17 protein-coding genes and 1 tRNA gene are annotated in these 22,395 nt (G+C 59.9%); 11 read left to right on the top strand and 7 right to left on the bottom strand.

Going from position 1 to position 22,395, the window contains the following annotated elements:
* A partial coding sequence (locus FGM15_11655) for a tetratricopeptide repeat protein (protein MBU3666513.1) occupies positions 1-3,087 on the bottom strand: 3,087 nt, incomplete at its 3' end.
* Between the two features lie 111 nt (positions 3,088-3,198).
* On the opposite strand from FGM15_11655, the gene FGM15_11650 reads away from it, so the two are divergent.
* Positions 3,199-3,597, top strand: coding sequence for a DUF4870 domain-containing protein (locus FGM15_11650; protein MBU3666512.1), 399 nt, complete (start codon positions 3,199-3,201; stop codon positions 3,595-3,597).
* Here FGM15_11650 and alr read toward each other — a convergent pair.
* Together alr and FGM15_11640 are read right to left on the bottom strand one after the other, a co-directional pair.
* Entirely contained in the window at positions 3,594-4,703 is a 1,110-nt protein-coding gene (gene alr / locus FGM15_11645; protein MBU3666511.1) for an alanine racemase, read from the bottom strand. The genes FGM15_11650 and alr overlap by 4 nt on opposite strands.
* A gap of 16 nt (positions 4,704-4,719) precedes the next feature.
* Positions 4,720-4,792: transfer RNA gene (locus tag FGM15_11640), tRNA-Ala, on the bottom strand.
* 349 nt (positions 4,793-5,141) lie between these two features.
* Between FGM15_11640 and FGM15_11635 the strand changes: the two genes are divergently transcribed.
* From FGM15_11635 to FGM15_11620, 4 genes are all read left to right on the top strand, one after another.
* Complete coding sequence (locus tag FGM15_11635; protein MBU3666510.1) at positions 5,142-6,134, top strand: glycosyltransferase; 993 nt, start codon at positions 5,142-5,144, stop codon at positions 6,132-6,134.
* Positions 6,135-6,314: 180 nt separating this feature from the next.
* On the top strand, positions 6,315-7,802 hold the full coding sequence (locus tag FGM15_11630; protein ID MBU3666509.1) for an NAD(P)/FAD-dependent oxidoreductase: 1,488 nt from the start codon (positions 6,315-6,317) through the stop codon (positions 7,800-7,802).
* A gap of 63 nt (positions 7,803-7,865) precedes the next feature.
* The gene (locus FGM15_11625) at positions 7,866-8,756 is read left to right on the top strand and encodes a glycosyltransferase (GenBank protein MBU3666508.1); all 891 of its coding nucleotides are present in this window, start codon (positions 7,866-7,868) and stop codon (positions 8,754-8,756) included.
* On the top strand, positions 8,746-10,293 hold the full coding sequence (locus FGM15_11620) for a hypothetical protein (GenBank protein ID MBU3666507.1): 1,548 nt from the start codon (positions 8,746-8,748) through the stop codon (positions 10,291-10,293). Before FGM15_11625 ends, FGM15_11620 begins: the two co-directional genes overlap by 11 nt.
* Here the strand turns inward: FGM15_11620 and FGM15_11615 are convergent.
* Positions 10,271-10,792, bottom strand: coding sequence for a hypothetical protein (locus FGM15_11615; protein MBU3666506.1), 522 nt, complete (start codon positions 10,790-10,792; stop codon positions 10,271-10,273). The two genes, FGM15_11620 and FGM15_11615, sit on opposite strands and share 23 nt — an antisense overlap.
* 508 nt (positions 10,793-11,300) lie before the next feature.
* Positions 11,301-12,176: a sulfotransferase domain-containing protein gene (locus FGM15_11610; GenBank protein ID MBU3666505.1), complete on the bottom strand. Its 876-nt coding sequence runs from the start codon at positions 12,174-12,176 to the stop codon at positions 11,301-11,303.
* Between the two features lie 131 nt (positions 12,177-12,307).
* On the opposite strand from FGM15_11610, the gene FGM15_11605 reads away from it, so the two are divergent.
* Positions 12,308-13,753 carry a lipopolysaccharide biosynthesis protein gene (locus tag FGM15_11605; GenBank protein MBU3666504.1) on the top strand — a complete coding sequence of 482 codons (1,446 nt, stop codon included), beginning with the start codon at positions 12,308-12,310 and terminating at the stop codon, positions 13,751-13,753.
* Here the strand turns inward: FGM15_11605 and FGM15_11600 are convergent.
* Positions 13,750-15,063, bottom strand: coding sequence for an MFS transporter (locus tag FGM15_11600; GenBank protein MBU3666503.1), 1,314 nt, complete (start codon positions 15,061-15,063; stop codon positions 13,750-13,752). The genes FGM15_11605 and FGM15_11600 overlap by 4 nt on opposite strands.
* Positions 15,003-15,908, bottom strand: a complete 906-nt coding sequence (locus FGM15_11595) for a hypothetical protein (GenBank protein ID MBU3666502.1) — start codon at positions 15,906-15,908, stop codon at positions 15,003-15,005. The genes FGM15_11600 and FGM15_11595 overlap by 61 nt, the downstream gene beginning before the upstream one ends.
* A 61-nt stretch (positions 15,909-15,969) precedes the next feature.
* On the opposite strand from FGM15_11595, the gene FGM15_11590 reads away from it, so the two are divergent.
* From FGM15_11590 to FGM15_11570, 5 genes are all read left to right on the top strand, one after another.
* Positions 15,970-16,740 carry a hypothetical protein gene (locus tag FGM15_11590; protein MBU3666501.1) on the top strand — a complete coding sequence of 257 codons (771 nt, stop codon included), beginning with the start codon at positions 15,970-15,972 and terminating at the stop codon, positions 16,738-16,740.
* A 427-nt stretch (positions 16,741-17,167) separates the two neighbouring features.
* The gene (locus FGM15_11585) at positions 17,168-17,932 is read left to right on the top strand and encodes a hypothetical protein (protein MBU3666500.1); all 765 of its coding nucleotides are present in this window, start codon (positions 17,168-17,170) and stop codon (positions 17,930-17,932) included.
* A gap of 325 nt (positions 17,933-18,257) precedes the next feature.
* Positions 18,258-19,136: a glycosyltransferase family 2 protein gene (locus FGM15_11580; GenBank protein MBU3666499.1), complete on the top strand. Its 879-nt coding sequence runs from the start codon at positions 18,258-18,260 to the stop codon at positions 19,134-19,136.
* Positions 19,137-19,242: 106 nt separating this feature from the next.
* Complete coding sequence (locus FGM15_11575; protein MBU3666498.1) at positions 19,243-21,294, top strand: hypothetical protein; 2,052 nt, start codon at positions 19,243-19,245, stop codon at positions 21,292-21,294.
* A 323-nt stretch (positions 21,295-21,617) separates the two neighbouring features.
* On the top strand, positions 21,618-22,292 hold the full coding sequence (locus FGM15_11570) for a hypothetical protein (protein MBU3666497.1): 675 nt from the start codon (positions 21,618-21,620) through the stop codon (positions 22,290-22,292).
* Positions 22,293-22,395: the final 103 nt, after the last annotated feature.

The raw sequence follows: 22,395 nt of genomic DNA, 5'->3' as shown, positions 1-22,395 counted from the left end.
TTGTTGGGCCTGAGGCGCGAATTTGTCGTTGGAAAATTCCTTGGTGAGCTGTTCGTAGGCGGCGCGGGCGCGGGAGAGTTGTTGGGTTTTGAAGGCGGGGTCCTGGCTGGCGGCGGCCTGCATTTCGAGGAGTTGTCCGCCCTCCCAAAGGCCCTCGGCGGCGGCGGCGGGGACGCCGGAGTAGAATTGCGGAATCTTCATGAAGAAATCGATGGCGGAGGCGCGGTTCTCCTCCTGCTTCTTGGGATCGGATTCGGCGGCGGCCTTGTCCTTCATGATATGGCCGTAGAGGAGGAAGGAATTGGCGCGGAGTTCGGCGGTGGCGTTCGGAGCGCGGATGATCGCGCCGAGGAGCGGCATGGCCTCGTCGGGTTTGTTTTCGGCGCGGAGGGATTGGGCGATGCCGTAGTCGGCTTCGAGGCCTTTGGGCGACCAGGGGTAGGTGGATTTGAGTTGTTTGAAAAATTCACCGGCCTCGGCGGTTTGGTTTTTGGCCTGGGCGACGCGGCCGCGTCCGAAGAGGGCGGTGGCTTGGGCCTCCTGGACATTCGGCGGGGCGGCGGAGGGTTCGACTCCGGCGGGGATCGGAAAATCGGCGGCGAGTTTTTCGAAGACGGCGATGGCTTCGTCGTTTTTCCCGGCGTCGATGAGCGCGAGGCCGTAGATGTCGATGTCCTTGGGCGAATAGACGACCTGGGCGTTGTAGGCCTCGTTCATCTTCGCGAGGGCGCGGTCCTTGTCCTTCTGCGCGATGAAACCGGCGAGGGTGAAGAGGATTTTGCTGCGCGCGCCGGTGTCGGAGGTTTTGTCGGCGAGTTGCTGGAAGTAGGATTCGACTTGGGTTTCGTCGGTTTGCTGGGAGCCGAGAAGCAGCCGCTGGGCGGCGAGGAGGGCCTGGAGTCCGCCGGCGACATCGGGGCTTTGGGGATAGGCGGCGAGCATTTGCTCGAGGGTGGCGATGGAGCCGTTGACGGCTTCCATCCACGTCGCGCGGTCGGCTTCGTTGAGGGAGGTGTAGTTGGTCGCGAGTTTCTCGGCCTGCGCGCGCTGGAGCTCGGCGGTTTTGACGATCGAGGCGGGCGTGTTCGGGTGGTCGGGATAATTTTTTGTGAACTCCTGCCAGGTGGCGACGGCACCGGGGAGGTCTGCGGCGTTTGTCTGGTTTTGGGCGATGCTGTTGAAGGCGAAGAAAATTTTGTCGTCCTTCGGATATTTTTCGATGAAGGCGCGCATGAGTTCGTTGATGCCGGCGGCGTTCTGGTCGGCGGCGAGAACCTGGGCGCGGGCGAAGAAGGTGAAGGGAGCGGGTTGGGAATCGGGGAATTTTTCCACGACCTCGGCGAGGGTCGCGATGCCCTCGTCCTTCTGGCCGTTTGCGATGCGGGCGTTACCGAGGGCGAAGAGGGCGAGCGGCTCGAGCGGGTGTCCGGAATTGGCTTGGATGAAGGCCTCGAGGAGCGGGGCGGCGGCGGCGTTGTCGCCTTTCTGCTGGGTGCAGGCGGCGATCCAGTAGGCGGACTCGGCGGCTTGCGGGGTGCTTGGATATTTTTCGACGACGAGTTGGTAGGCGACGATGGCGTCGTCCCATTTCGCGGTGTCGCGGTGGATGTTCGCAATGCCGAATTGGGCGACGACTCCGACCTCGGGCGAGGGGTTGTTCGCGAGGCTGGCCTCGAAGGTTTTCAAGGCGTCCTCGTATTGCCGGAGGCCGACCTGGGCTTGCGCTTTTTGCGCGACGGTGAGGCCGGCGAGGCGGCCCTGCGGGTAGATTTGGAGGGATTCCTCGAAGTAGCGGATGGCGGTTTCGTTGTCGCCGCGGCCGAGGAACATGGCTCCCATGGCGAAGGGAAGATTCTCGGCGATGGGCTTGCCTTTGAAGGAGGATTGGAAGGCGTCGTAGGCCTTGGTGGCCGGTTCGGCGGCACCCTGGACGGTGTAGCCGAGCGCCTTGAAATATCCGGCGCGCATTTTTTCGTCGTCGGTGGAGAGGAACGGCGTGACGTGGGAAATGACGACGCGGGATTCGTTGTGTTTTCCGGCGTTGAAAAAGATTTCGCCGAGCTTGAGGAGGGCGGCGGCGGTTTGGTCGGGCTTGGCGGAAATCTCGGCGAGTTTCTTGAGTTCGCGTTCGTTGTCGCGGTCGAGCTGGGCCTTGAGGGTCATGTTGCGGGCGCGCAGGGCGTCGGCTTTTTTGGCGGCGAATCCTTTGATTTTTTCCTGCTGCATGGCGACGACCTCGGCCTTCGGGATGAGCGACATGTAGGCTTGCGCGGCCTCCTCGTAGATGGCGGCGCGCTGGTCCTCGGGACTGAAGGCGGCGGACATGAAAAGGATTTCGCCGAGCTGGAAGTGGGCGTCGTTAACGAGGGCGAGGTCTTTTTTCTCGGTGATGATTTTTCGAAGGATGTCCTCGGCTTTTTTGAGGAGATCGAGGCCCGCGGCCTTGTCGCCGCCTTCTTTGGAGAGGATTTCTCCACCTTGCGATGCGTAGGCGAGAGCGAGCAGGTTTTGGCTGGATTGGATGGTTGGGCTGCTCGGGAATTTCTGAAGGTTCGATTGGAGGTCGGTGACGGTTTTGTCGAATTGGCCGATCTGGAATTCGCAGAGGGCGCGGCCGTAGATGGCGGCTTCGAGCTCGGGAGATTGCGGATATTTTGTGATGAAGTCGGAGTAGGCCTTGATCGCCTCGTCGAAGTTGCCCTTGCGGGCCGAGTCGCCGGGCGGGAGGGCCATGGCTTTCGCGGCGAGGATTTGGGGGCGGACGTTTTCGACGATCTGGAGTTGTTGGGCGGTGAGGGGCGGCTGGCCGTTTTTGGCTTTGTCCAGGCTCGCCAAGGCTTGGTCGAACTCGCCGAGGAAAAACCGGCAGAGGCCGAGCTGGATCAGGGCGGTCTGGAGAATGAGGTCGTTCGGGTAGCCTTGGATGAGAGCCTCGTAGGCCTCGGCAGCGGCCTTGTAGTCGGCGGCGGAGTAGAGCGCGTAGGCGGCCTCGTTTTCCTCGAGGGCTTTTTGGGACTGCGCGAGGAGCGTGAGGGGTTGGAGAGCGAGGAAAAGGGACGCCAGCAGGAGGGCGGGGAGCGGTTTCATAAGCGGGGATTGATAAACTTGGGTCGGCGCCGATTCCACTCGATTTTTGAACGGCGGGCGTGGGATTCGACCCGCCTTGATCCCGCGGCGGATTGCGGGGATGTTTGCCGCATGGAAAATCCACCGCCGATCCCCGAACCGAAACCTTCCCTGGAACCGGATTCGCCCGAGGCGCGGCGCTGGATCACGATCGTGCACATCAGCGCGCTGGCGGGATTTGTGTTGGCGGGATTCGGGCAGGTTCTGGCGCCGCTGATCGTGTGGTTGCTGAAGAAAAACGACGTGCCGGGTCTGGATGCGGCGGGGCGGGAGGTTTTGAATTTCCAGATTTCGTGGACGGTCTGGATGGCGATCTCGTGGATTTTCGTGGCGATCGGGTGGTGCCTGATTTTTCCGTTGGCGATTCCTTTGGTGTTGTTGATGGCGTGGGTGGTGTTCGCGGCGAAGGGGGCGATCCAGGCGAGCAACGGGATGCTTTATCGGTTTCCGCTGACGGTGCGGTTTCTCTAGGCGCGGGAGTGGAATCGGCGGACGCGCTGGCCGATGCCGGTGAAGATGTCCCAGGGGATGGTGTCGGCGAGCGCGGCGAGGCGGGCGGCGGGAATTTCGCCGCCGGCGGGATCGGACCCGAGGAGTGTGGCGGTGTCGCCTTCGCGGACTTCGGGAATTTTTGAAACATCCACGACGAGTTGGTCCATGGTGACGCGGCCGAGGAGAGGGCAATTTTTCCCGTGGATGAGAACTTCGGCGCCGCGGCCTGAAACTTGGCGCGGATAGCCATCGGCATAACCGGCGGCGAGGACTGCGACCCGCATGGAATGGGGCGCTATGAAGGTGCGGCCGTAACCGATTCCGGTTCCTGCGGCGATGTCTCGCACGAGCGAGACGCGTGTTTTCCAGGCAAGGGCCGGGCGGAGTTTTTCCTGGAGTTCTGGAACCGGAGAGGAGCCGTAGAGCATGAGGCCGGGCCGCACGATTTCGAGCGCGTCGGAGGGGCTGGTGAGAATTCCAGCGCTGTTGAGGGAATGGGCGCGGACGTCGGGGAGAATCTCGCGGAGGCGCGCGAGGAGGCGGGAAAAGCCGAGGAGTTGTTGTTCGGTGAAGTGCGGGTCCTCGTCAGCGCTGGGAAGGTGGGTGGAGATGCTGTGGATCGAGATGCGAGGGAGGTGGAGGATATCGCGGAGTGTTTCGATCGCGGAGTCGGGGTGGCAACCGACGCGGCCCATGCCGGTGTCGATTTTGAAATTGAGGCGGGCCGCGCCGCGGGACGAGTAGGCGGCGGCTTCCGCGGCGCTGGAGACGGTGACGATGAAATTCCCGGCCACCGCGCCGCGCCTCTCGGCCGGCAGGCAAGGGCTGAGGATCATGATGTCGCGACCGGTTCCCGCCGACGCGATTTCGCGGGCTTCGCGAAGGTTGGCGACGCCGAAAATTTCGACATCCTCCGCCAGCGCGCGAACGACGGGTTTCACGCCATGGCCGTAGGCGTCGGCTTTGACCACGGCGAGAATGGCGGACCCGGGGCCGACGAGCGATCGGACGAGGCGCGCGTTGTGTTGGATGGCGGAGAGATCGACCTCCACCCAGGTGCGGACATTGGCCGGAATGCGGGTCATCTTCGAATCAGGGAAGTGGAGGTAAGGGGATTCGAACCCCTGGCCTTCTCATTGCGAACGAGACGCTCTACCAACTGAGCTATACCCCCTAAGTGATTGCAAAAGAACCGCTTATGATTTAAGTAATAAATGATTATATTCCTAAAATCATCCAGAATACACACCCTACGAAGGGAATGACACTTCTCATCCAAGCCGAAATTTCAAAAAAGCACGCAAAACTTAGACCTGTTTGCCACTGCCACGAGCAGCGTCAAAAATCTGCATCAATCAAAGAGCACCTGCAAGAAAAAGCGCGGCGATCTCACAAGCAAATCTCTCCGAAGCTGTCTGATGCTGTCCGAAGTGAGTAGTCGTGTAGCTTCACAAAATTTATCAACTCACGCAGAGCATCAACCGGCTGGTGCAGACGCTTCATGCAGCGTCAAATAGCTAGCGATGAACCCGCCAAGTAGCTTCAGCCTTGTCATCACCGCACATCGCGCGGGGACGATGCTGACTGCTTGCTTAGCGAGCGCGGCGAAATTGGATCCTCCTCCAGAGGAAGTGATTGTCACCATCGATGGCACGGATCCGGCAGTGCCTGCTGCGGCAAATTCGCACGGCTTCCGCGTCGTCAGCAACCCGAGTGCTCCAGGTGTTTCTGCCACGCGAAATGCGGGAGCCAAAGTAGCGACGGGCGACATCATCGTCTTTGCCGACTCGGATGTGTTGCTCACGCCGGATCATATTGGCCGTCTCGCGAAGACTTTCGCGCAACACCCCGAGACGGCGGCAGTCATCGGCTCTTATGACGCCAAGCCCTCTGCACCCGGGTTCGTCTCGCGTTACCGCAATCTGCTGCACCATTACACGCACCAACACGGATCGCCCGAAGCGCAGACCTTTTGGGCGGGATGCGGCGCCATTCGACGGAAAGCCTTCAACGAAGTTGGCGGCTTCGATGAAAATTTCCGGAAACCTTCCGTGGAGGACATCGAGCTTGGTTACCGCCTGCGCAAAGCAGGCCATCGCATCCGCCTCGTTCCCTCGTGGCAGGTAAAGCATCTGAAAAAATGGACCTTCGGCGACTTGGTCTTCACCGACATCGGGCGTCGTGCCATTCCATGGACCCGTCTGCTCCAGCGCGAGGACCGCTTGGACAATGACCTGAACATCGACCGCCGATCTCGAATCAGCGCAATGCTCGTGTGTGCGGGTCTTGGGTCTTCGGCCTGCGGATTTTTCTGGCATCCAGCTATTCTCGTCGGTGCCGCATCGCTTGCGACTGCCACGGCGATCAACTGGCCGTTCTACCGGTTTCTGGCGAGCTGCGGCGGATGGCTCTTCGCGGTCGCATCAATCCCTCTGCACTGGGTGTATTTCGTGGCAGGCGCGATCGGTTTTGTCGCGGGTTACCTCGGGCTCCGTCCCCGGCGCCTCAAACGCTAGTTACCTTGGGCTCCGTCCCCAGCGCCTCAAGCGCTAGCGACACTCCGGCAATTTACGCCGGCACTCTACAGTGGAATACCTACTAAAGGGTATAGCGCAACGACCCTTTCGAGCGTAGTGTTCGCAGCCCCTCGGCCTAACCGACCGCTCACTGCCCGTAGTTTACTGATTACTCACCAAATGCCCCTTCCAGCGCACGCACCCTGCGCAGTAGTCGGAGCCGGCCCTGCCGGGCTGACCGCTGCGTTCGAACTGACCCGACACGGACACAAGCCTCTCGTGCTCGAGGCCTCCGACTACATCGGTGGGATCTCGCGCACGCATCGCTGGAACGGCAACCGTCTCGACATCGGCGGACACCGCTTCTTCACCAAAAGCGAGGACGTGAAACGGCTGTGGTCCGAGATGATGGACGAGCCGATGCTCAAAGTTCCGCGCCTCTCGCGTATTTTTTACCACGGCAAATTCTTCCAATACCCCCTGCAGATCTGCAACACACTCTCCAACCTTGGTCTCCTCGAGAGCTTCATGATGGTCGCGAGCTATGCACGCGCCAAAATGAAGCCCGATTTGCCTGAGGAATCCTTCGAGCAGTGGGTGCGCAACCGTTTTGGTGACCGCCTTTACCGCACGTTTTTCAAAACCTACACGGAAAAAGTCTGGGGCATTCCTTGCACCGAGATCCGCGCCGATTGGGCGGCGCAACGCATCCACGGGCTCAGCTTCGTCACCGCCGTGATGAATGCCCTGCGCAACAGCGGCAAAGTTAAGTCGCTCATCAAGACCTTTGACTATCCGCGCTTGGGGCCAGGCATGCTCTGGGAAGCTGCGGCGCGTAAGATTGGCGAACGCGGAGGAACCGTCCTCAACGGCACGCGCGTCACCCGCCTCCGGCACGAGAACGGCCGCGTCACCTCGATCGATATTGGAACAAACGGCACCACGCAGACCGTCACCGTCGATGCCATGGTCTCGACCATGCCTTTGTCCACGCTCGCCCGCCAACTCGACCCCGTGGCGCCAGCGCATGTGCTCGAGGCGGCTGACGGACTCAAATACCGCGACTTCCTCATCGTTGCGCTCGCCTGCAAAAAAGCCGATGTCTTCCCCGACAACTGGATTTACATCCACTCACCGGAAGTCCGCGTCGGACGCATCCAAAATTTCCGCAGCTGGTCGGCGGATCTCGTCGCTCCCGGCAACGGCACAACGCTCGGCATGGAATACTTCTGCTCCCGCGGCGACGACCTCTGGAGCATGGACGACCAGGACCTCATCGCCTTGGCCAAGCGGGAAATCGCATCGCTCGGACTTGTTGCCGAGAGTGAGCTAACCGAAGGCCACGTCGTTCGCGAACTCAACGCCTATCCCGTCTACGACGCCGCCTACCGCGAGCACGTCGATACGTTGCGCGAATATTTCACAAAGCATTTCACCAATCTTCAGACCGCCGGCCGCAACGGTATGCACCGCTACAACAACCAAGACCACTCCATGCTCGCCGGCCACCACGCCGCCCTGACGATTCTCGGGCGCAAAGACCTCGACCCTTGGGAGGTCAACACCGAGCGCAGCTACTACGAGGAACAAGTCCTCACGCCTGACAGCAAACACGAAGGCACCGACATCCTTATCGCCGACAAAGCCCCGCCGCACGAAACGGTCTGAGTCCGGCGCGCTCGGACGGCAAATGGGTTTGGTCGAGGTCGGTCGCAATTGTAGGCTCAGAAGGTGCCTCCCCGCTTCTCCGTCTTGATCCCCACCTACGAGCGCGCGGCACTATTGCCGGCATTGCTCGAAGCGTGGGCAGGCATTGAACCGCCGCGCGGCGGATACGAGATCATTCTGGCAGATGACGGAAGCAGCTCGCCTCCCATGCAGCTTGTCGAATTCTACGCCTCGAGGATTCCGCTGAAGTTTTTGCAACTTCCACACGGGGGAGTATCCGCCACACGCCAAGCCGCACTTGAAGTATGCCAAGGTGAGTTTGCCCTCATCACCGATGACGACTGCCGTCCGACACCCGGCTTGCTTCGTGCTTACGAAGATGCGCTCAAGGAGTTTCCGGAGCGCGCCCTGGGAGGACCGGTCATCAATCTTCTCACGGGCAACATCTACTCGGAAACGACGCAAACAATCACTACTTACGTCGCCAAGGCTTGGAATTCTGGACCGGACGGCCCCGTGTTTTTCACCGGCAGCAATTTTCTTTTGCCGCGCAAGGCGCTCGAAAAAATCGGGGGCTTCGACCGCGCTTGGACGAGCCGCACCGGCGAAGATCGCGATCTCTGCCGCCGTTGGGCGGAAGCCGGACTGTCCATGGCCTACGTGCCCGAGGCCGTGATGGGACACGCACACGCTTTGGATTTCCCCGCTTTTATCCGACAGCATTTCCACTACGGCCAAGGCCGCTCTCGTAGCGAAGTCCGTCGCAAAAAGCGTGGCGCGGGCGCACCGGCTTGGAGCGGCCCGGGTTTTTACGCGGGGCTCTTCCTCGCGCCTTGGCGGGCGTTTCCGCCACTGAAAGCCGCACAAGCCTGCTTGCTCACCGCCTGCAGCCAAGTGGCCACGGTCTGTGGATCAATGCAGGCTTGTCTGGTCCATAAGCGTGATGGAGTTTGACTTCATTATTGTCGGCGCAGGAACGGCAGGTTGCGTCGTCGCGCGGCGACTCATTGAGAAAACCGATGCCCGTGTTCTGCTCGTGGAGGCGGGACCAGGATATCCTGCACCGCTTCTCGATCCGCCTCTGCCGGGCATGAAATTCGGGCGCGGCTACTCGTGGGGCCAAAAGAGCATTCCGCAACCACGGCTCGGAGGAAGAACCATCGAGTGGCCGATGGGCAAGGTCGTCGGTGGAACGTCCTCGGTCAATGCCATGATGGGCTACCTCGGAAATCCCGCGAACTTCGACGAATGGGAGGCTTCCGGCAACCCGGGATGGTCCTCGCACGATCTGGCCCCGTATTTCCATCGCGTTTTCGGCACGCATCCCGGGGAATCCTTCCAATGGCAGGACGGTGAGATACTGTCGCTTTCGGAACAACGTTTCCGGTCCCCTTTCTCCGAGGCGTTCCTCGAGGCCTGCATTCAGGACGGCATGCGGAAGGAAACCCCGCTGGTCGGACGCGAAGATAGAAGATGCGGATACTTTCCGGTCTTGCAACGTAACGGGGCGCGATTCGAGTCCGCTAGCGGTTATCTCGCTCCCGTAAAATCCCACCCGCGCCTTTCACTTGAAACCTGTATGCAAGTCCGCCGCGTGCTGCTCGAAAAGAACCGCGCGGTCGGCATCGAAGTAGAGCATGCCAGACGGTCCGAATCCTATAGGGCCACGCGCGGGGTCGTGGTTTGCGCGGGCGTTTTTCAAACGCCACGCATTCTCCAATGCAGCGGCATTGGTCCCGCCAAAATTTTGCAGGCTGCAGGGATCCTCACAGTGGTTGATCTACCCTCCGTCGGGGAAAACTTCCAAGACCACGTGCGCGTCGGTTTGCTCCACCGGAGTGGACGTGTTTCACCCGGAAGCAAACGTTACTGGATTCCCGGTATGCTGCGTTATCTGGTGCGGCGGGATGGCGTGATGTCGTCGAACTGTTGCGAGTCCGGCGCGTTTTTTTGTTCTCGGCCGGGGCTGCGGGTTCCCGACATTGAGTTGATCACCCATTTCCAGACTTTCGGTCCAAAGGGCGAAGTCGATATCGAGGTGTGCCTCGTTTCACCGAAAAGTCGCGGACGCGTTTTTATCGATCCGCTAAATCCGTTTGGCATGCCGCTGGTGGATGCGAATTTTTTGGCCGATGAGGACGATGTGGCTGCACTCGAGGCCGGAATCCAGCACGCACGGTCGATCTGCGCACGCCCTACGCTGCGCGATTTTCCGCTTCTGAAAGAAACGAGCCCGGGCGCAACCGCTCGCGACGGTAAAGCTCTGCGCAAAGCGATCTTCCAACATGCCACCACCGCCTACCACCCCTGCGGGAGTTGCGCCATGCGTGCTTCCGGTGCTCTCGGATCGGATTTGCGTGTGCTCGGCACGGATTCTCTGTGGGTGGCCGACGCATCGGCAATGCCCTTCGCCCCTACGGGCAACATCGTCTGCTCGGTGATCGTTCTCGCCGAAAAAGCGTCGGACCTTATTGCCAGATCGGCGCCGTAGGTTTTTGGCTCTTTTGCCCTGCACGCTCGATGACTTCGAGATTGGCAAGTGCAGGGACCGCTCCGGATAAATTCGAGCGAACGATCCGCAGGAGCGATGCAGCAGCCGGATTTTCGAGAAACGGCGCAAAGACCGGATGCAGGCGAATGCGCAGATGACAAGGTTCGGTCTGAAATCCCGCATGACGCTTGAACTGCGCCAGCGCCTGTTTCTCCGGGAGACTCTGACGTCCGACGCAAACCGCTTGGACATCCGGCCGCGCCATGGCCGACTGCGCGAAAGAAAAGTAAAGCACATGCGAGGCGTGGCGCAGAGGAGAGCCACTTGAGGAATCGACGCGATGCGCAAGCAACCCCTCGCACATTCCTCCGAAAGTCAGGTGGACCAAATAGGCCGCAATCTCGTCGCCACTGAAACAAGCGTGGATCCGCAATCCCGGAACGATGCGCGCAGCGGCCGCGATTCGGCTTCGCGTTTCCGCGGATAAAAGCCGCTGCATGGATTCCGGCGACGAGCTATGTCGAGCGAGGGTGTCCTTATCACAGCGGATGGCGGCTGATTCCCACTCCTCCCAACTGCACTCGCGCGATTGCAAGCTCGATGATGCGCGGTCGACATGCTGACGAAATTGTCGCTGCAGATTGGCCGGGCCGTAGTTTTTTTCCCGGAGCATAAAGACCGGAACCGTAGTCCCCAGCGGTTGCACTGCACGGTAAACAGCTGCGAGTTTGCCAGTGCGGGAAAGAATATCGCGTGCCTCAGCGTCCGTGGTAACGGGTATTACCGCTGTCGGAATCGACATCATAGAAAACGATCCGCCATCGAACCACACGGCACCGCCTGCCACAGCGGTGCGGCGACCCCACGCCGCGTAGAAACCCGCGAGCGCGTTGAGAGTGCTTTGCGGCAGACATGCTAGAGCTAGAGCATCCACACGGGCCGTAGCCGAATCCTGCACCTCTTTGCCCGCGGTGTTTGGCTTTGGCTCCACCCCTGCTTTTCGCACATCAGCCCAAAGAGCGCAAAGTCTCGCCGGACATTTCCCGCAGACGCACCACTTCGTCGCGCAAACGTTTCCGTAACGTCTCCTCGACGCCGGGCGGCAGACTTGTTTCCGGCAAATTGCCCGCGAACGGCCTGAGGACAATGTTTTTCAAATGGTAAAAGACCGGATCAGGCAATGTTCGTTCAGCGTAACGCATGGGCCTCGATTGCAAAATCCGTCGTCCGGAAGTGGTCGGGATAATTTGCTGCTTTGTCACATTGCGTCGATGGGCGAACAACACCGAACGAAAGTCCGGATTCACTCCGAGAAACTCAAAAACACGCCGCATGGTCTCACGCCTCCAGGTCTCCAGATCGTGGCAGTCCAGGACCAAGATGCGCTCCGGCGGATAGAATCTGCGCCACTCCGCCAGTTGCGTGGCATAGAGCGAGGCGAGCAACAGACGCGGTTCCGGTTGGCGCGCCAGACACGCAGGCAAACTTTCGTGCTCCCGTCCGTTGCGATGCAGCATGAGGAAGTGTGATCGCAACCGCGCCATGGGCTCACGCACGACGTAGATTATTTTCGCGCCGGGCAACAGGTGCGCGGCCCGGCGGGCCACGTTCATTTCCGCTGGTGTGTCGGTGTAATAGGGCGATGTTTCCCCGGCCAAGCGCTTCGGAGATGCGAAAAGAGAGCGATACCAGGCTTCCCCGCGGGACCAGCGGCCGAAGGGTTCCGCATCGTCGACGAAGTAACGAGGCTCTTTCGGCCGCGCCATGTGGATCTCCGGGTGGAGAGATAAATAAAAATCCAAACTGCTCGTTCCCGCCTTCGTCGCCCCGATGAGGAGAAAATCCGGCAAGCGCGCCGCGGAAGTCGTGGTGCCTTGGCGCATGAGTCAAGGAAAAGCCAGCTTGGACGGCGCAGCAATGCCGGAATGGGTCGGCACTAAGGACGGCGCTGCCCGGCAGAGCATACTCTGCTTCCGCAGAGGTAGGTGGTATTGTCCCCGTTTCAACAAGGGCTGTGATCGATCCAAACAATTCGCGCGCACACGCTGCCATGGGCAGTGTGATTCAAGTTGCCACCCGCCTTGGCGTGCTGCTGCTCGGCGCGCTGCTTATGGCTTATCTCACCCGCAGGCTCGGAACGGCCGAATACGGCCGCTACGCCGTGGCAGTGATGCTGGTCAATTGGCTCACCATCGGTATTGCCGTCGCCACCGGGAGCACCACGGTGCGTTTGGTCGCAGGACAGCAGCATGGTCGACGCTACGCGGTAACCTTGGCGCAAACCGTGGCCCTCTTCTCCGCTGCTATCGGCGCCGTCGTGGCGGGATTCGCCGGCCCGATCGCCGATCTTTTTCGTTCGCCGAATATTGCACCGCTTCTTCGGCTTCTATCTCTCGACCTGGCGCTGGGAACGGTGGCAGGAATCTACGTCAATGTGTTGATCGCGCGGGGGCGCTACGCACTGAGCGCAGCAACCTCTCTTTCGGCCGCCTGCGCGCAGTTGCTGACGGCTTTCTTTTTCGTCGAGCGCGGCTACCTCGCGCTTGGTGCGTGCGCTGCAGCGGTGATTGGATCCGCGGTCCAACTTGCTTTGGGACGCGCAGTCAGCGGGATACCGTTTTTCAGCCGCGACCGCGTCGCGTTCGGCGACCTCTGGGGTCACGCACGGCTTTTGGCCGGTGCACAACTGGCTTTGCGAGTCACCCAAAGCATGGACCTGCTCGCCGTGAAATATTTCGCAAACTCGGCCGCCCTGGCCGGTCTTTACGCCGGCGGGCAGAATATCAGCCAAGCCGGATTCATGCTGTTTGGTCCGACGCAGAATGTGCTTCTCCGATCGATGGCCAAGTCGCGCAGCGATGGAAACATCGAAGAAGCCTGCAAAACAGCGACCCTCTATCTGCGGGGGGCTATGACCTACGGCGCGCTGCTGTGCGCCCTGTCCGTGAAGGCAAAAGACATTGCCCTTTTCCTGCTCGGTCCGGTATTTGCCGATTCGGGCACTGTCCTTGCCATCCTGCTTTGGGCTGTGGCTTTCCGCGTTGTCGCCGGCACAGGCCGGACATTGATCGCTGCCGTGGGCGAAAAGGCCTCCATCATGGTGCCGCTGCTGCTGCTTATCGCCCTTGGACTAATCGCCTATGCCATCGCCATCCCGCGCGGCGGAATCATGGCCGCAGCTTGGGTCGCGCTGGCGTTGGCTATAAGCGCGGGTCTCACCTCGCTGCGCGAGGGTCTGCGGCTTGCGGGTATTGGTTTTCCTTGGGCCTCGCTGGCGCGGATCGTTTGTGCGGCTGGCTCGGCTGCTGCGGTGGCCGCAATTGTTCCGAGCGATGGCTGGCGCGTTCTTGTCAGTCTGAGTGCTGCTTGCCTGACCTACGCAGCGATGCTGGTTCTTCTAAACGAGTGGCGATCGGGCAACAACCACCTTCGTTCCCTGAGAAATACCCTCGGTGGCTAAAGGTCAGCTTCAGATTTCGACACAGGCCTGCGGGTGGCCAGACACCCGGCAGCGAGCGCCATCACGGAACACACGATCGCAACGCAAGGCGGGACTTGCGGGTCGTCCTTGAATGTCAGCAGGGCCAACAACATTCCGCACAACAAGGCGGCAGTCCAAATCGCGCAGATCGCCCCGAGCTCGGCCCCGGCGCTTCGTTGCTTGGCGCGGGTGGCAAAGTAGATAACCCCGAGCACGATAACGCTACCCAGACCCGAACCGCAGAGAACACCGGCGCTCCAGAGACCAGCGGGTTGACTTGATGCGAGATAAAGCACGACCGAAGCGGCCAAAATGGAGATTGTTGCTGAAATCGCGGCGATACGCTCGCCAATGTTGCGACGACCGACGAAATGCGCCGTGGCCAGCGATGCAGCCGCGGCAGAAAGCAGACTCACCACAAGCGGGCCCACATGCGCGGAGAAAACATCATGGTTCACAGAAAATCCCGGGAGAGATGTCATCACGATTCCCGCAGCCGCGGCAGAAAAACCTAGATAGGCTTTCCACCATCGCGCGTAGGAACCGCGGTTGGATTCGGCGAATCCATGCCAGAGACCATGGAGTGCATTCATGCCTGTGAAAGACACCGATGTCGGTCGCGCCAAGGGAAGCAGGTAGATGGTGAGTGTCAAAGTTGCCGCAGCTGCAAGTAGAACAATGGTCGAGGTTGCGAGGTTGATACTGCTGACCGGAAGAGAGAACGTGGCCACCCTGAGCAGCAACATAATGGCAACTCCCGCGAAGAAAGCGCAGACCGCAGTCGCCATAACATGGTGCCTTGGTCCCTCCTTGATCAGGCTGAAAGAGTAAGCCACGGCTAAAGGCAAGCCGGCCATGGTCAACCCACTCAGCACAGCGAAGACAAACTGCGGAGAGAGACGCATGCCGAGCATCGGGGCATAGCCCAAGACTGCAGTGATCAGAGTCAATCCCAGTGAGTAGATGATCACTTTCTGCCGGCCAAAGCGGTCCGAAAGAGCCCCCCATACTGGAAGCGAGAGGCCCTGAACGAGAGTAAAACCAAGCAAGGCAAAAGCCATCCGGCTGAATTGCAGTTCGTCGTTCAGGATCAACCTCGGAGGCAGCCTCAGAGAGAGCACAGCGCCGTGGACCGCGGCCACACACGTGAGCACAACCGAAGGCCAAAATGTTTTTGGCGAGGAACTTTCCACGGACACCGCTCTTCCTAACAGCGCTGAGTTCCCAGTCACGCCTGCTTTTGCACGCGCCGGCTGAGTTGGGAAGGCAAGATCGGATGGCGGTCGAATTGATGGACAATGGCAAACGGAATACCAGCGGCGTTCAGAAGACGTTTTTGCGAGTCCCGCGGGATGGAGTCCAGCCTGCCAACCCCTGCCAACTGCACCGCGTCACCTTCCCGGTTCCCGCACAGACGCACTACAGGGGCGATTTCCTCTCCAACCAGACGAATGTGCAACGCTTGATCGGTGCCATGATCGGGCATCCGCACCTCGGGCAGCAATCGCGCGAAAGCATCCAGATACGCTCGAACCGCCGTGATTCCTCCCGACACAACTCCGGAGCAGGAAACGCGGAGATGTCCCCACTTTTCAAAACCTTCCCGTCCGAAGGCCCGGCGCATGGCCAGAGAGTTCCACGGCGAGTCCAGCACCGGCATATTGCCCTCTTCAAGATGAGCCGTCACAAAATCGGGATCGACACCGTCGAAAGGATCGCGCTGAAAAAACACGTCGCGCAGGTCCACCAGCAAGACACGATCGAATTCCGGCGCATGCTCCGCAAGAAAACGGCGGTAAAGCGACCAGCGCAGCAGATTCGGTTGCTGTAGCCGGTCCCAGGGTGTCGAGAACGATCCGGCATCAGGCCGCATGCGCACCGACTTCCAAAAAAGCATCTGCAGCGGGCGACGTAGAACGCGGTGGAGATGCACGCCATGGTCGATGACCTCCGCTCCCGCCGCCGCGTAGAGACTCCTCGACCGGCGTCCGAGGTTCGCCGTGAAAACGACGATCCGACCCGCGTATCCGGTGCTCTTCAGCGAGTCGAAAAACAGCCGGGCCTTGGGAAAAGGAAGTCCGAAGGCGGTGGTCAGAATGACGTCCCGAGGCGTGGATTTCCCGTTCGTTTTCAAGCGGGCGACAGATTACAAGCACTGCGTGAATTTGGCCAACCGCTTGAGGGAATGTTGCCGCATGTTCGTGCTGCGCCGCCTTTTCTCGCCATGGTTCCGGGCGGGTGGAGCGGCGTGCGGCGCTTGGCGCCGCGACGAGAAACTCACCGTCGTGCTCCTGAGCTACGGCCGCGCGATCAACTTGAATACCATCGTGGCTGCCTGCCTGACCTGTCCCTTCGTGCATCGCGTGATCCTTTCGAACAACAACCCGTCGGTCGACATGCGGAGTTTCGTGCGGAGCAAGGATCCGCGCTTGCAGAGCATCCAGCAGCAAACGAGATGCTACCCGTCCAAGCGCTACGAGTTAGCCCGCGACTGCGGTGACCAATGGCTGCTTTGCATCGACGACGATACCTTCCTCACGCCTTTCCAGATCCGCGCCCTCTTCGAGGCGCTGCTGCGTGATCCGGCCGCGCCGCACGGTATCGCCGGGGAGAATTTCGCGGAGGCACAGGGCCAGGTGAGCTATGTCTTTGGCCGCCCCGGCGAACCGGAGGAGGCCGCTTGTCTCGTCTGGGCCTACGCATTCACGCGCGAGCATGCCTTGCGTTACTTCGAAATCCTTGCGGAAATCGGCATGGATAACTCCGCGCTGAAAGCCAACGAGGACATCGTGCTGAGTTTGTCCGGCATGAAACGCCCACTGGTCCACAACTTCGGCACGCTGCATCTCTGCGGTTCGCGCGAGTCCGAAGATGTCGCCACATCCAAGCAGCCCGGCTTCCGCACGCAGCGCGAAGATTTGTTCCGCCGCGTCTCGGCCATTTCGGGGCTGCGGACCGAGCAATGAGTGCGCCTTCAGCCAACTTGGTTGCCGCAGGCCACCGCAGAAGGGGGGTGCCTCAGCGATGATCAAGCAGTGCATTCTTCATTTCGGGATGCCCAAGACGGGGACAACCTCGATCCAGAGGTTCCTCTACCACAACCTGACCGACCGACGCTTCTGCTACCCGGCTTTGCGCCCAGGCAGGAACTCAAGCGACAATTGCCACAACCGGGCTATGGTTTGTGCCTTTCGCTCCGCCCCCGAAAAGTATCACGCGCATGCCAAGGGGCAGCTGACCGGCAAAGCAATCCGTCAGCAGGGCGCGGAGGTCCGAGAGCAACTTCGCAGCGAAGTCCGCGACTCAACGGCGCACACGCTGATTTTATCCGCGGAGGACTTAAGTTGGTTTCCCCCGGCCGACATCGGGACCGTGGCTGCCTTTCTCCGCGGCTTGGATCTCGACGTGAAAGCCATGGCTTTCGTCAGGCGATTTAAAAGGGACCAAGAGAGCAGGTTCCAACAGAGCCTGCGTGAGCCGGGTAATTTAGAGATGTCCAAACCCCGCAGCCCGGGCTTCTTGCCGTTCAATTACCGGAACGCTATCTCCAGATTCGACGATTTGCTCGGGCCAACCAACGTCGCAGTGCTCGAATTTGATCCGCGCAAGTTCTCAGGCGGCTGCGTGGTAAAATACTTTTGTCAGGCGGCAGGCATTGCGCAGAAAGAAACAGCCGGCGACATCGCCAACGAAAGCCTGTCAGCCGAAGCCCTCAATCTGCTTTACGCCTACAGACTGTATGGACCGGGTTACGGCCAAGGCTGGAAGGCGCTCCGCGCGAACAGCCTGCTGATCGACAAACTTCAAGAACTGAAGGGTCCACGGTTATTTTTTCATTCCTCGCTTCTCACCAAGGCCGAGGACAAGTGGAGAGCAGACCTCGAATGGACGATGCAGAGAACGGGTTTTGATCTCCTCGGGAACATTTACGAGGATGACGAGAAGCCTTGTGTCCGGCGCGAGGAAGACATGCACTGCTTCACGCCAGAGTCCCTCGACTGGCTGGCCCACGCTATCGATGTCCGTGCCGGGAAACTTCGGAATGCACGCTCAGAAGAAGTCGCCGCTGCGATGGGAGCACTTTACAGGAAACTGGCGCACCGCACTCCCTTGGTCCGGGCGCGCGACTTCCTGCGAAACTGTTTATCGCCGAAGTAAGGCTGCCGGGCAAACGTCCGAGGCTCCGCGAGGTCCCATCACTTCGTGCACGGCAACGGTGGTCTCCCGCACGCACATCAAAAAAAGAAGTTCGCCGCAATGGGATCAGGGGTGCGGATTTCCCGTTCGTTTTCAGTCGGTCGACAGATTACATTCGCCGTATGCAATCGGCGAAGCGGCCTGGGAAGCACAACTTCGGCATCCTGCACATTTGCGGTTCGTATGAATCAGAAAGCGTAGCCACGTCCAAGCAACCCGGCTTCCGCCCGCAACGGGAAGATTTGCTCTGCCGCGTCTCGACAATTTCGCGGCAGCGGACCGGATAATGAGTGCGCTCCTTGCCAGCGTGGTGATTCCCACCCGCAATCGTCACCACTCTCTGCGGGAGACCCTGACCGCGCTGGCCGCCCAAGACATGCGCGACTTCGAAGTTGTGGTGATCGACGACGGCAGCGCGCCACCGGTGACAGCAGATATTGTTCCGTCCAATGCCGCTTTGGATGTGCGGATCATCAACGAGGAGAACGCCGGTCCTTCGGCAGCGCGCAACCGCGGCGCGCGCGAAGCACGCGGAAATATTCTGGCCTTCACCGACGATGACTGCCGACCCCGACCGCAGTGGCTTGGGCGTCTGACCGAGGAACTTGCCTCCCATCCGAAAGCGCTGGTCGGCTCCCTCACTTGCAACGGTCTTACGGGAAACAATTGGTCGACCACTAGCCAGTTGATCGTGGATCTCGTCTACGAGCACTTCAATGCCAACACGGAAAACGCATATTTTCTGACCAGCAACAATTTCGCCTGTGCGCGCGAGCTGTTTTTGGAGACAGGGGGCTTTGACACCGAATTCGCCCTTGCCGGAGCCGAGGATCGCGATTTCTGCGACCGTTGGCGGCTCGCCCACCGACCGATCCGGCTCATCCCCGAGCCCTTGGTCGATCACTATCACGCGCAAACGTTCCGAAAGTTTCTCGATCTGCATTACCGTTACGGGCGCGGCGCCTACCTTTACCAAGCCAAACGTAAACGGCGCGGCTCGGGCACCATGGCTGATGATCTGGGCTTTCACCGCGCATTGCTCCGGTCCGTCCCCCAGCGATTGAAAGATTCGGGGCCGGCTGCCTCGGCCGGATTGCTCTTCGGCATCGGACTTTGGCAAATAGCGAACTTGGCCGGGTTCGTCTCCGCAGCCAGCGAATCCTGAGCAGCGGCAACGCGAGATCCGTCCCGTGATGCCATCCCCCTCCAACGCAACCGCCGCTTCAGACGCTGGCCGCTCATTCATCCGCCGCGGCCTCGTGCCAGCGTGCGTGTCACTTGTCCTTCTCGCGCTTTCGTTGTGGGGCGCGCGGATCGCCAGCCGCCAGACAGAATATCTGCCGACCGATGACGTGCTGACTTACACGATCAAAGCCGCGAACGTTTGGGCGGAACTGCGGCAGGGAAATTTTCGCGGACTGATGGGCATCGAACCCACTGTTCGTCCGTTCGGAACTTCTCTGTTGGGATATCCCCTCGGTTACGACGACGACTTCCGCGCCTTTTATTGGAGGACGGTGGCGATGCCCGTGTGCTTCGCCATTCTGGGTGCACTGTTCGCCGCCATGGCGGCAGGCGCCCGTTGGAAAAGCCCGTCCGCGTGGCTGGCAGCCTGCTTGTGCGGGATGATGCCGATGTGGTGGACTTTCGATCCCGTCAGAGCGGATGGACTCGGCGCTTGGGGAATGATGGACGGCATGCAGGGCGGCGTGGCCGCGCTATCCACCGGTCTCCTGCTTCTCGGATGGAGCCGGAATCGTGCGGCGATCACCCTTGCCGGATTTTTCTTTTCGGCCTTCACGCTGCTGCTCAAGCCCGTGGGAGTTTTTTTGATGGCCGGACAAGCCCTCGCGGCGGTGTGCCTCTGGTTTTCGTCCCGGTGGGGCGATGCACCAAAACCAAACCGACGATTCGCGGCCGGGGCAGTTGCCGGTATTGTTTGGTGCGTTCTGGTCGGCGCCGCGTGCTACTTCTCCCCGTATTTTTCCGAGGAAAATCTGGAGATGGGCCGGCAATCGGTCGAGTCCATGCGCTCGCCCCGCATCGCCGCCGATCCCTTGGCCAACCTCGCGGGAAAAGTTCCCCTGCTCGCCGTCTCGGGATTCGGGGTCACCTCGTTGCTTCTGTGGGCTGGCGCGTTCGTGAGAATGCGCCGCCCCAAAGAAAATCGATCATGGACCACCGTGGTTCCCGCGGTGGCTCTGCTGGTTTTTCTGCTGCAGTTGATCGCGCTTTACTTCGGCACCCGTTTCGTTTTCGCACGCTACTTTGTGCCGGCCTTGGCGACCTTCTCGGTTTTTCTCGCGCCGCTCTTGTGGTTGCTTCTCAGGCAATCGCGGTTGGCCCGTCTCCTCGTGGTGCTCAACGCAGTCGTGCTCTGCATCAGCGTTTGGCGACCGGATTTCGCCCGCGATTGGCACCACATCACCGGCTATGCCACCTTCAACAACCGGATGGCTGTCTCGCTGGCCGGACTCGCAAGATCGGCCGTCGACAAAATCGATCCGCTCCCGGAGCAGCCGATTGTTTACCTGCTTCCGCGATCGGGTCCGGGAAAACATCGGATGGCGACCGTGCTCGAGCGCCATTTGGCACACTTCGGTGGATGGGAAAAAAAGATGGCCTGGCCCTACCAACCATCCAAAAACGCCGCCTTTGTCCATCCTCATGAAATGGCGGTCGCGGACTTTTTGCTCACTACGCCACGCGGATTGTCCATCATGAGCGAAACCGCGCGGTCGAAGATCAATGCCTTCTATGACTCCGGAGCGGGCGATGCTTTTGTGCCTCCGCTGGTCGAGGCCGATGGCTTTGCCATCCGCAGGATCACAGACCCCATCGCGTTGGAGAAAGCCCTCTTCGCGTGGTTCGTCGAGCAAGGCTTGGTTCACCCGCAGGAGTCCGGACCCGTCCCGGTCGAGGCGCCGCAAGCTACTCCGCTGGCGCGCTGGACGTCAGGTGATGAATTGCTTTCCATCCAAGCCGAGTGGGTCGACGAAAAGCTTCGCGTCATCTCCACATGGACCGGCACACGAAAGAACAAACGGGACTTGGAATACACGTTCGCGCTGTTGGATTCTTCCGGTGTTCCGCTGCGCTGGATCACCGGCAGCTTGCTGCCAGCTTCCGTGGCGCAGGATGGAACGCGCCACCAACGAACCTTCGTCGATGATCTCGACTGCGGCCAATTCAGCCAAAAAACTGCTCAGCTTTCCGTGGAAATCTACGATCGCCACGCGAAGTCCATGATCCCCCGTGCATCGTCGGAACCTCCTGAAAGGTCGCAGCGTATCATTGTTCCGATCACCGACAGCACTCCATGAAACAACACTTCCAAAAGCTGCACTAGCGACTTAGGCAGCCAGGCTAACATCTCGCTTGCGGAGAACCATTCAGCGCTGAAGCGGACCCATCGCCACGAACTCCGTCGTGGCTAGAAAGGGATTCACGCAAGGAAACCTCGTTGAGCGTTTTCAAAACCGCGTCGTCCCGTCTGACCGAAGCAGACCAACCGGTGCTTTGACGCCCCCAAGGATTCCGTTGATCCCGGACTCAAATGAGGACAGGGCATTTCGGCCCGGATCCAGATCGGAAAATGTAAGGCGTTTTCTTGCCACACTAAGAAGATGAGACGATTTTTCCGGATATGCGCAGGTGCATCGTTCATTTCGGCCTTCACAAAACAGGCACCACATCCATTCAAGAAGCGTTGTTTACCGCGGACCTCGGGCCGAGCGTAACGTATCTGCATTTCGGAACCCCGTTTGTTGATCGCCAGCTGATGGCCGCATTTTGCCGCCCTGCATGGCGTTTAGCTGCCGATCTGCGTGAATATTCGGAGGCTGATAGTGCATCAGCCAAATCAGCGCTGCAGCGACTGGTTGAAGCAACCTCCGAAGGTTCCCTTATAATCTCTGCCGAATGCGTGTCGCTTTTTGAGGAGGAAGAGTTGGCTGATTTTTTTGATTTCCTCGGAGGCAAACATTTTAGGCTGGAGGCAGTTGCATACGTCCGTGATTACCGAAGCTGGTGTGAAAGTTTTTTCCAGCAATCGGCGAAATATGGAAACTGGGGCCCTTCGCTTTTTCCCCTTGGATCGCATGCCTACAGGTTCACCATTGAGAAATTCGACAAGCTTCTCGGCCGCGATAACGTCTCGCTTTGGAAATACGACCGTTCTCTTTTCCCACAGGGATGCGTGGTCAAAGACTTCTTCGAACGCCTGCAGATAGGAGGGCCTTCTGCCAATACCGCCGAGGCAAATAGCGGTCTCTGCATTGAAGCAATTAAGTTTTTAGGTTCTTCGCGATATTTGCTGTGAAAGCTTGCCAGTGTGGGTGTGTTGGTGGTCAAGAGGCTTGGTGAAAGACAGTGATTTTTACCAGCAGGTTCTGGGGCTGCAATCGCCTTGGAAGGTTGAGCAA

Source organism: Chthoniobacterales bacterium (genome assembly GCA_018883245.1).
Taxonomy (GTDB): domain Bacteria; phylum Verrucomicrobiota; class Verrucomicrobiia; order Chthoniobacterales; family JACTMZ01; genus JACTMZ01.
The sequence above is the reverse complement of the archived record's forward strand: the minus strand, read 5'-3'. Positions and strand labels throughout refer to the sequence as shown.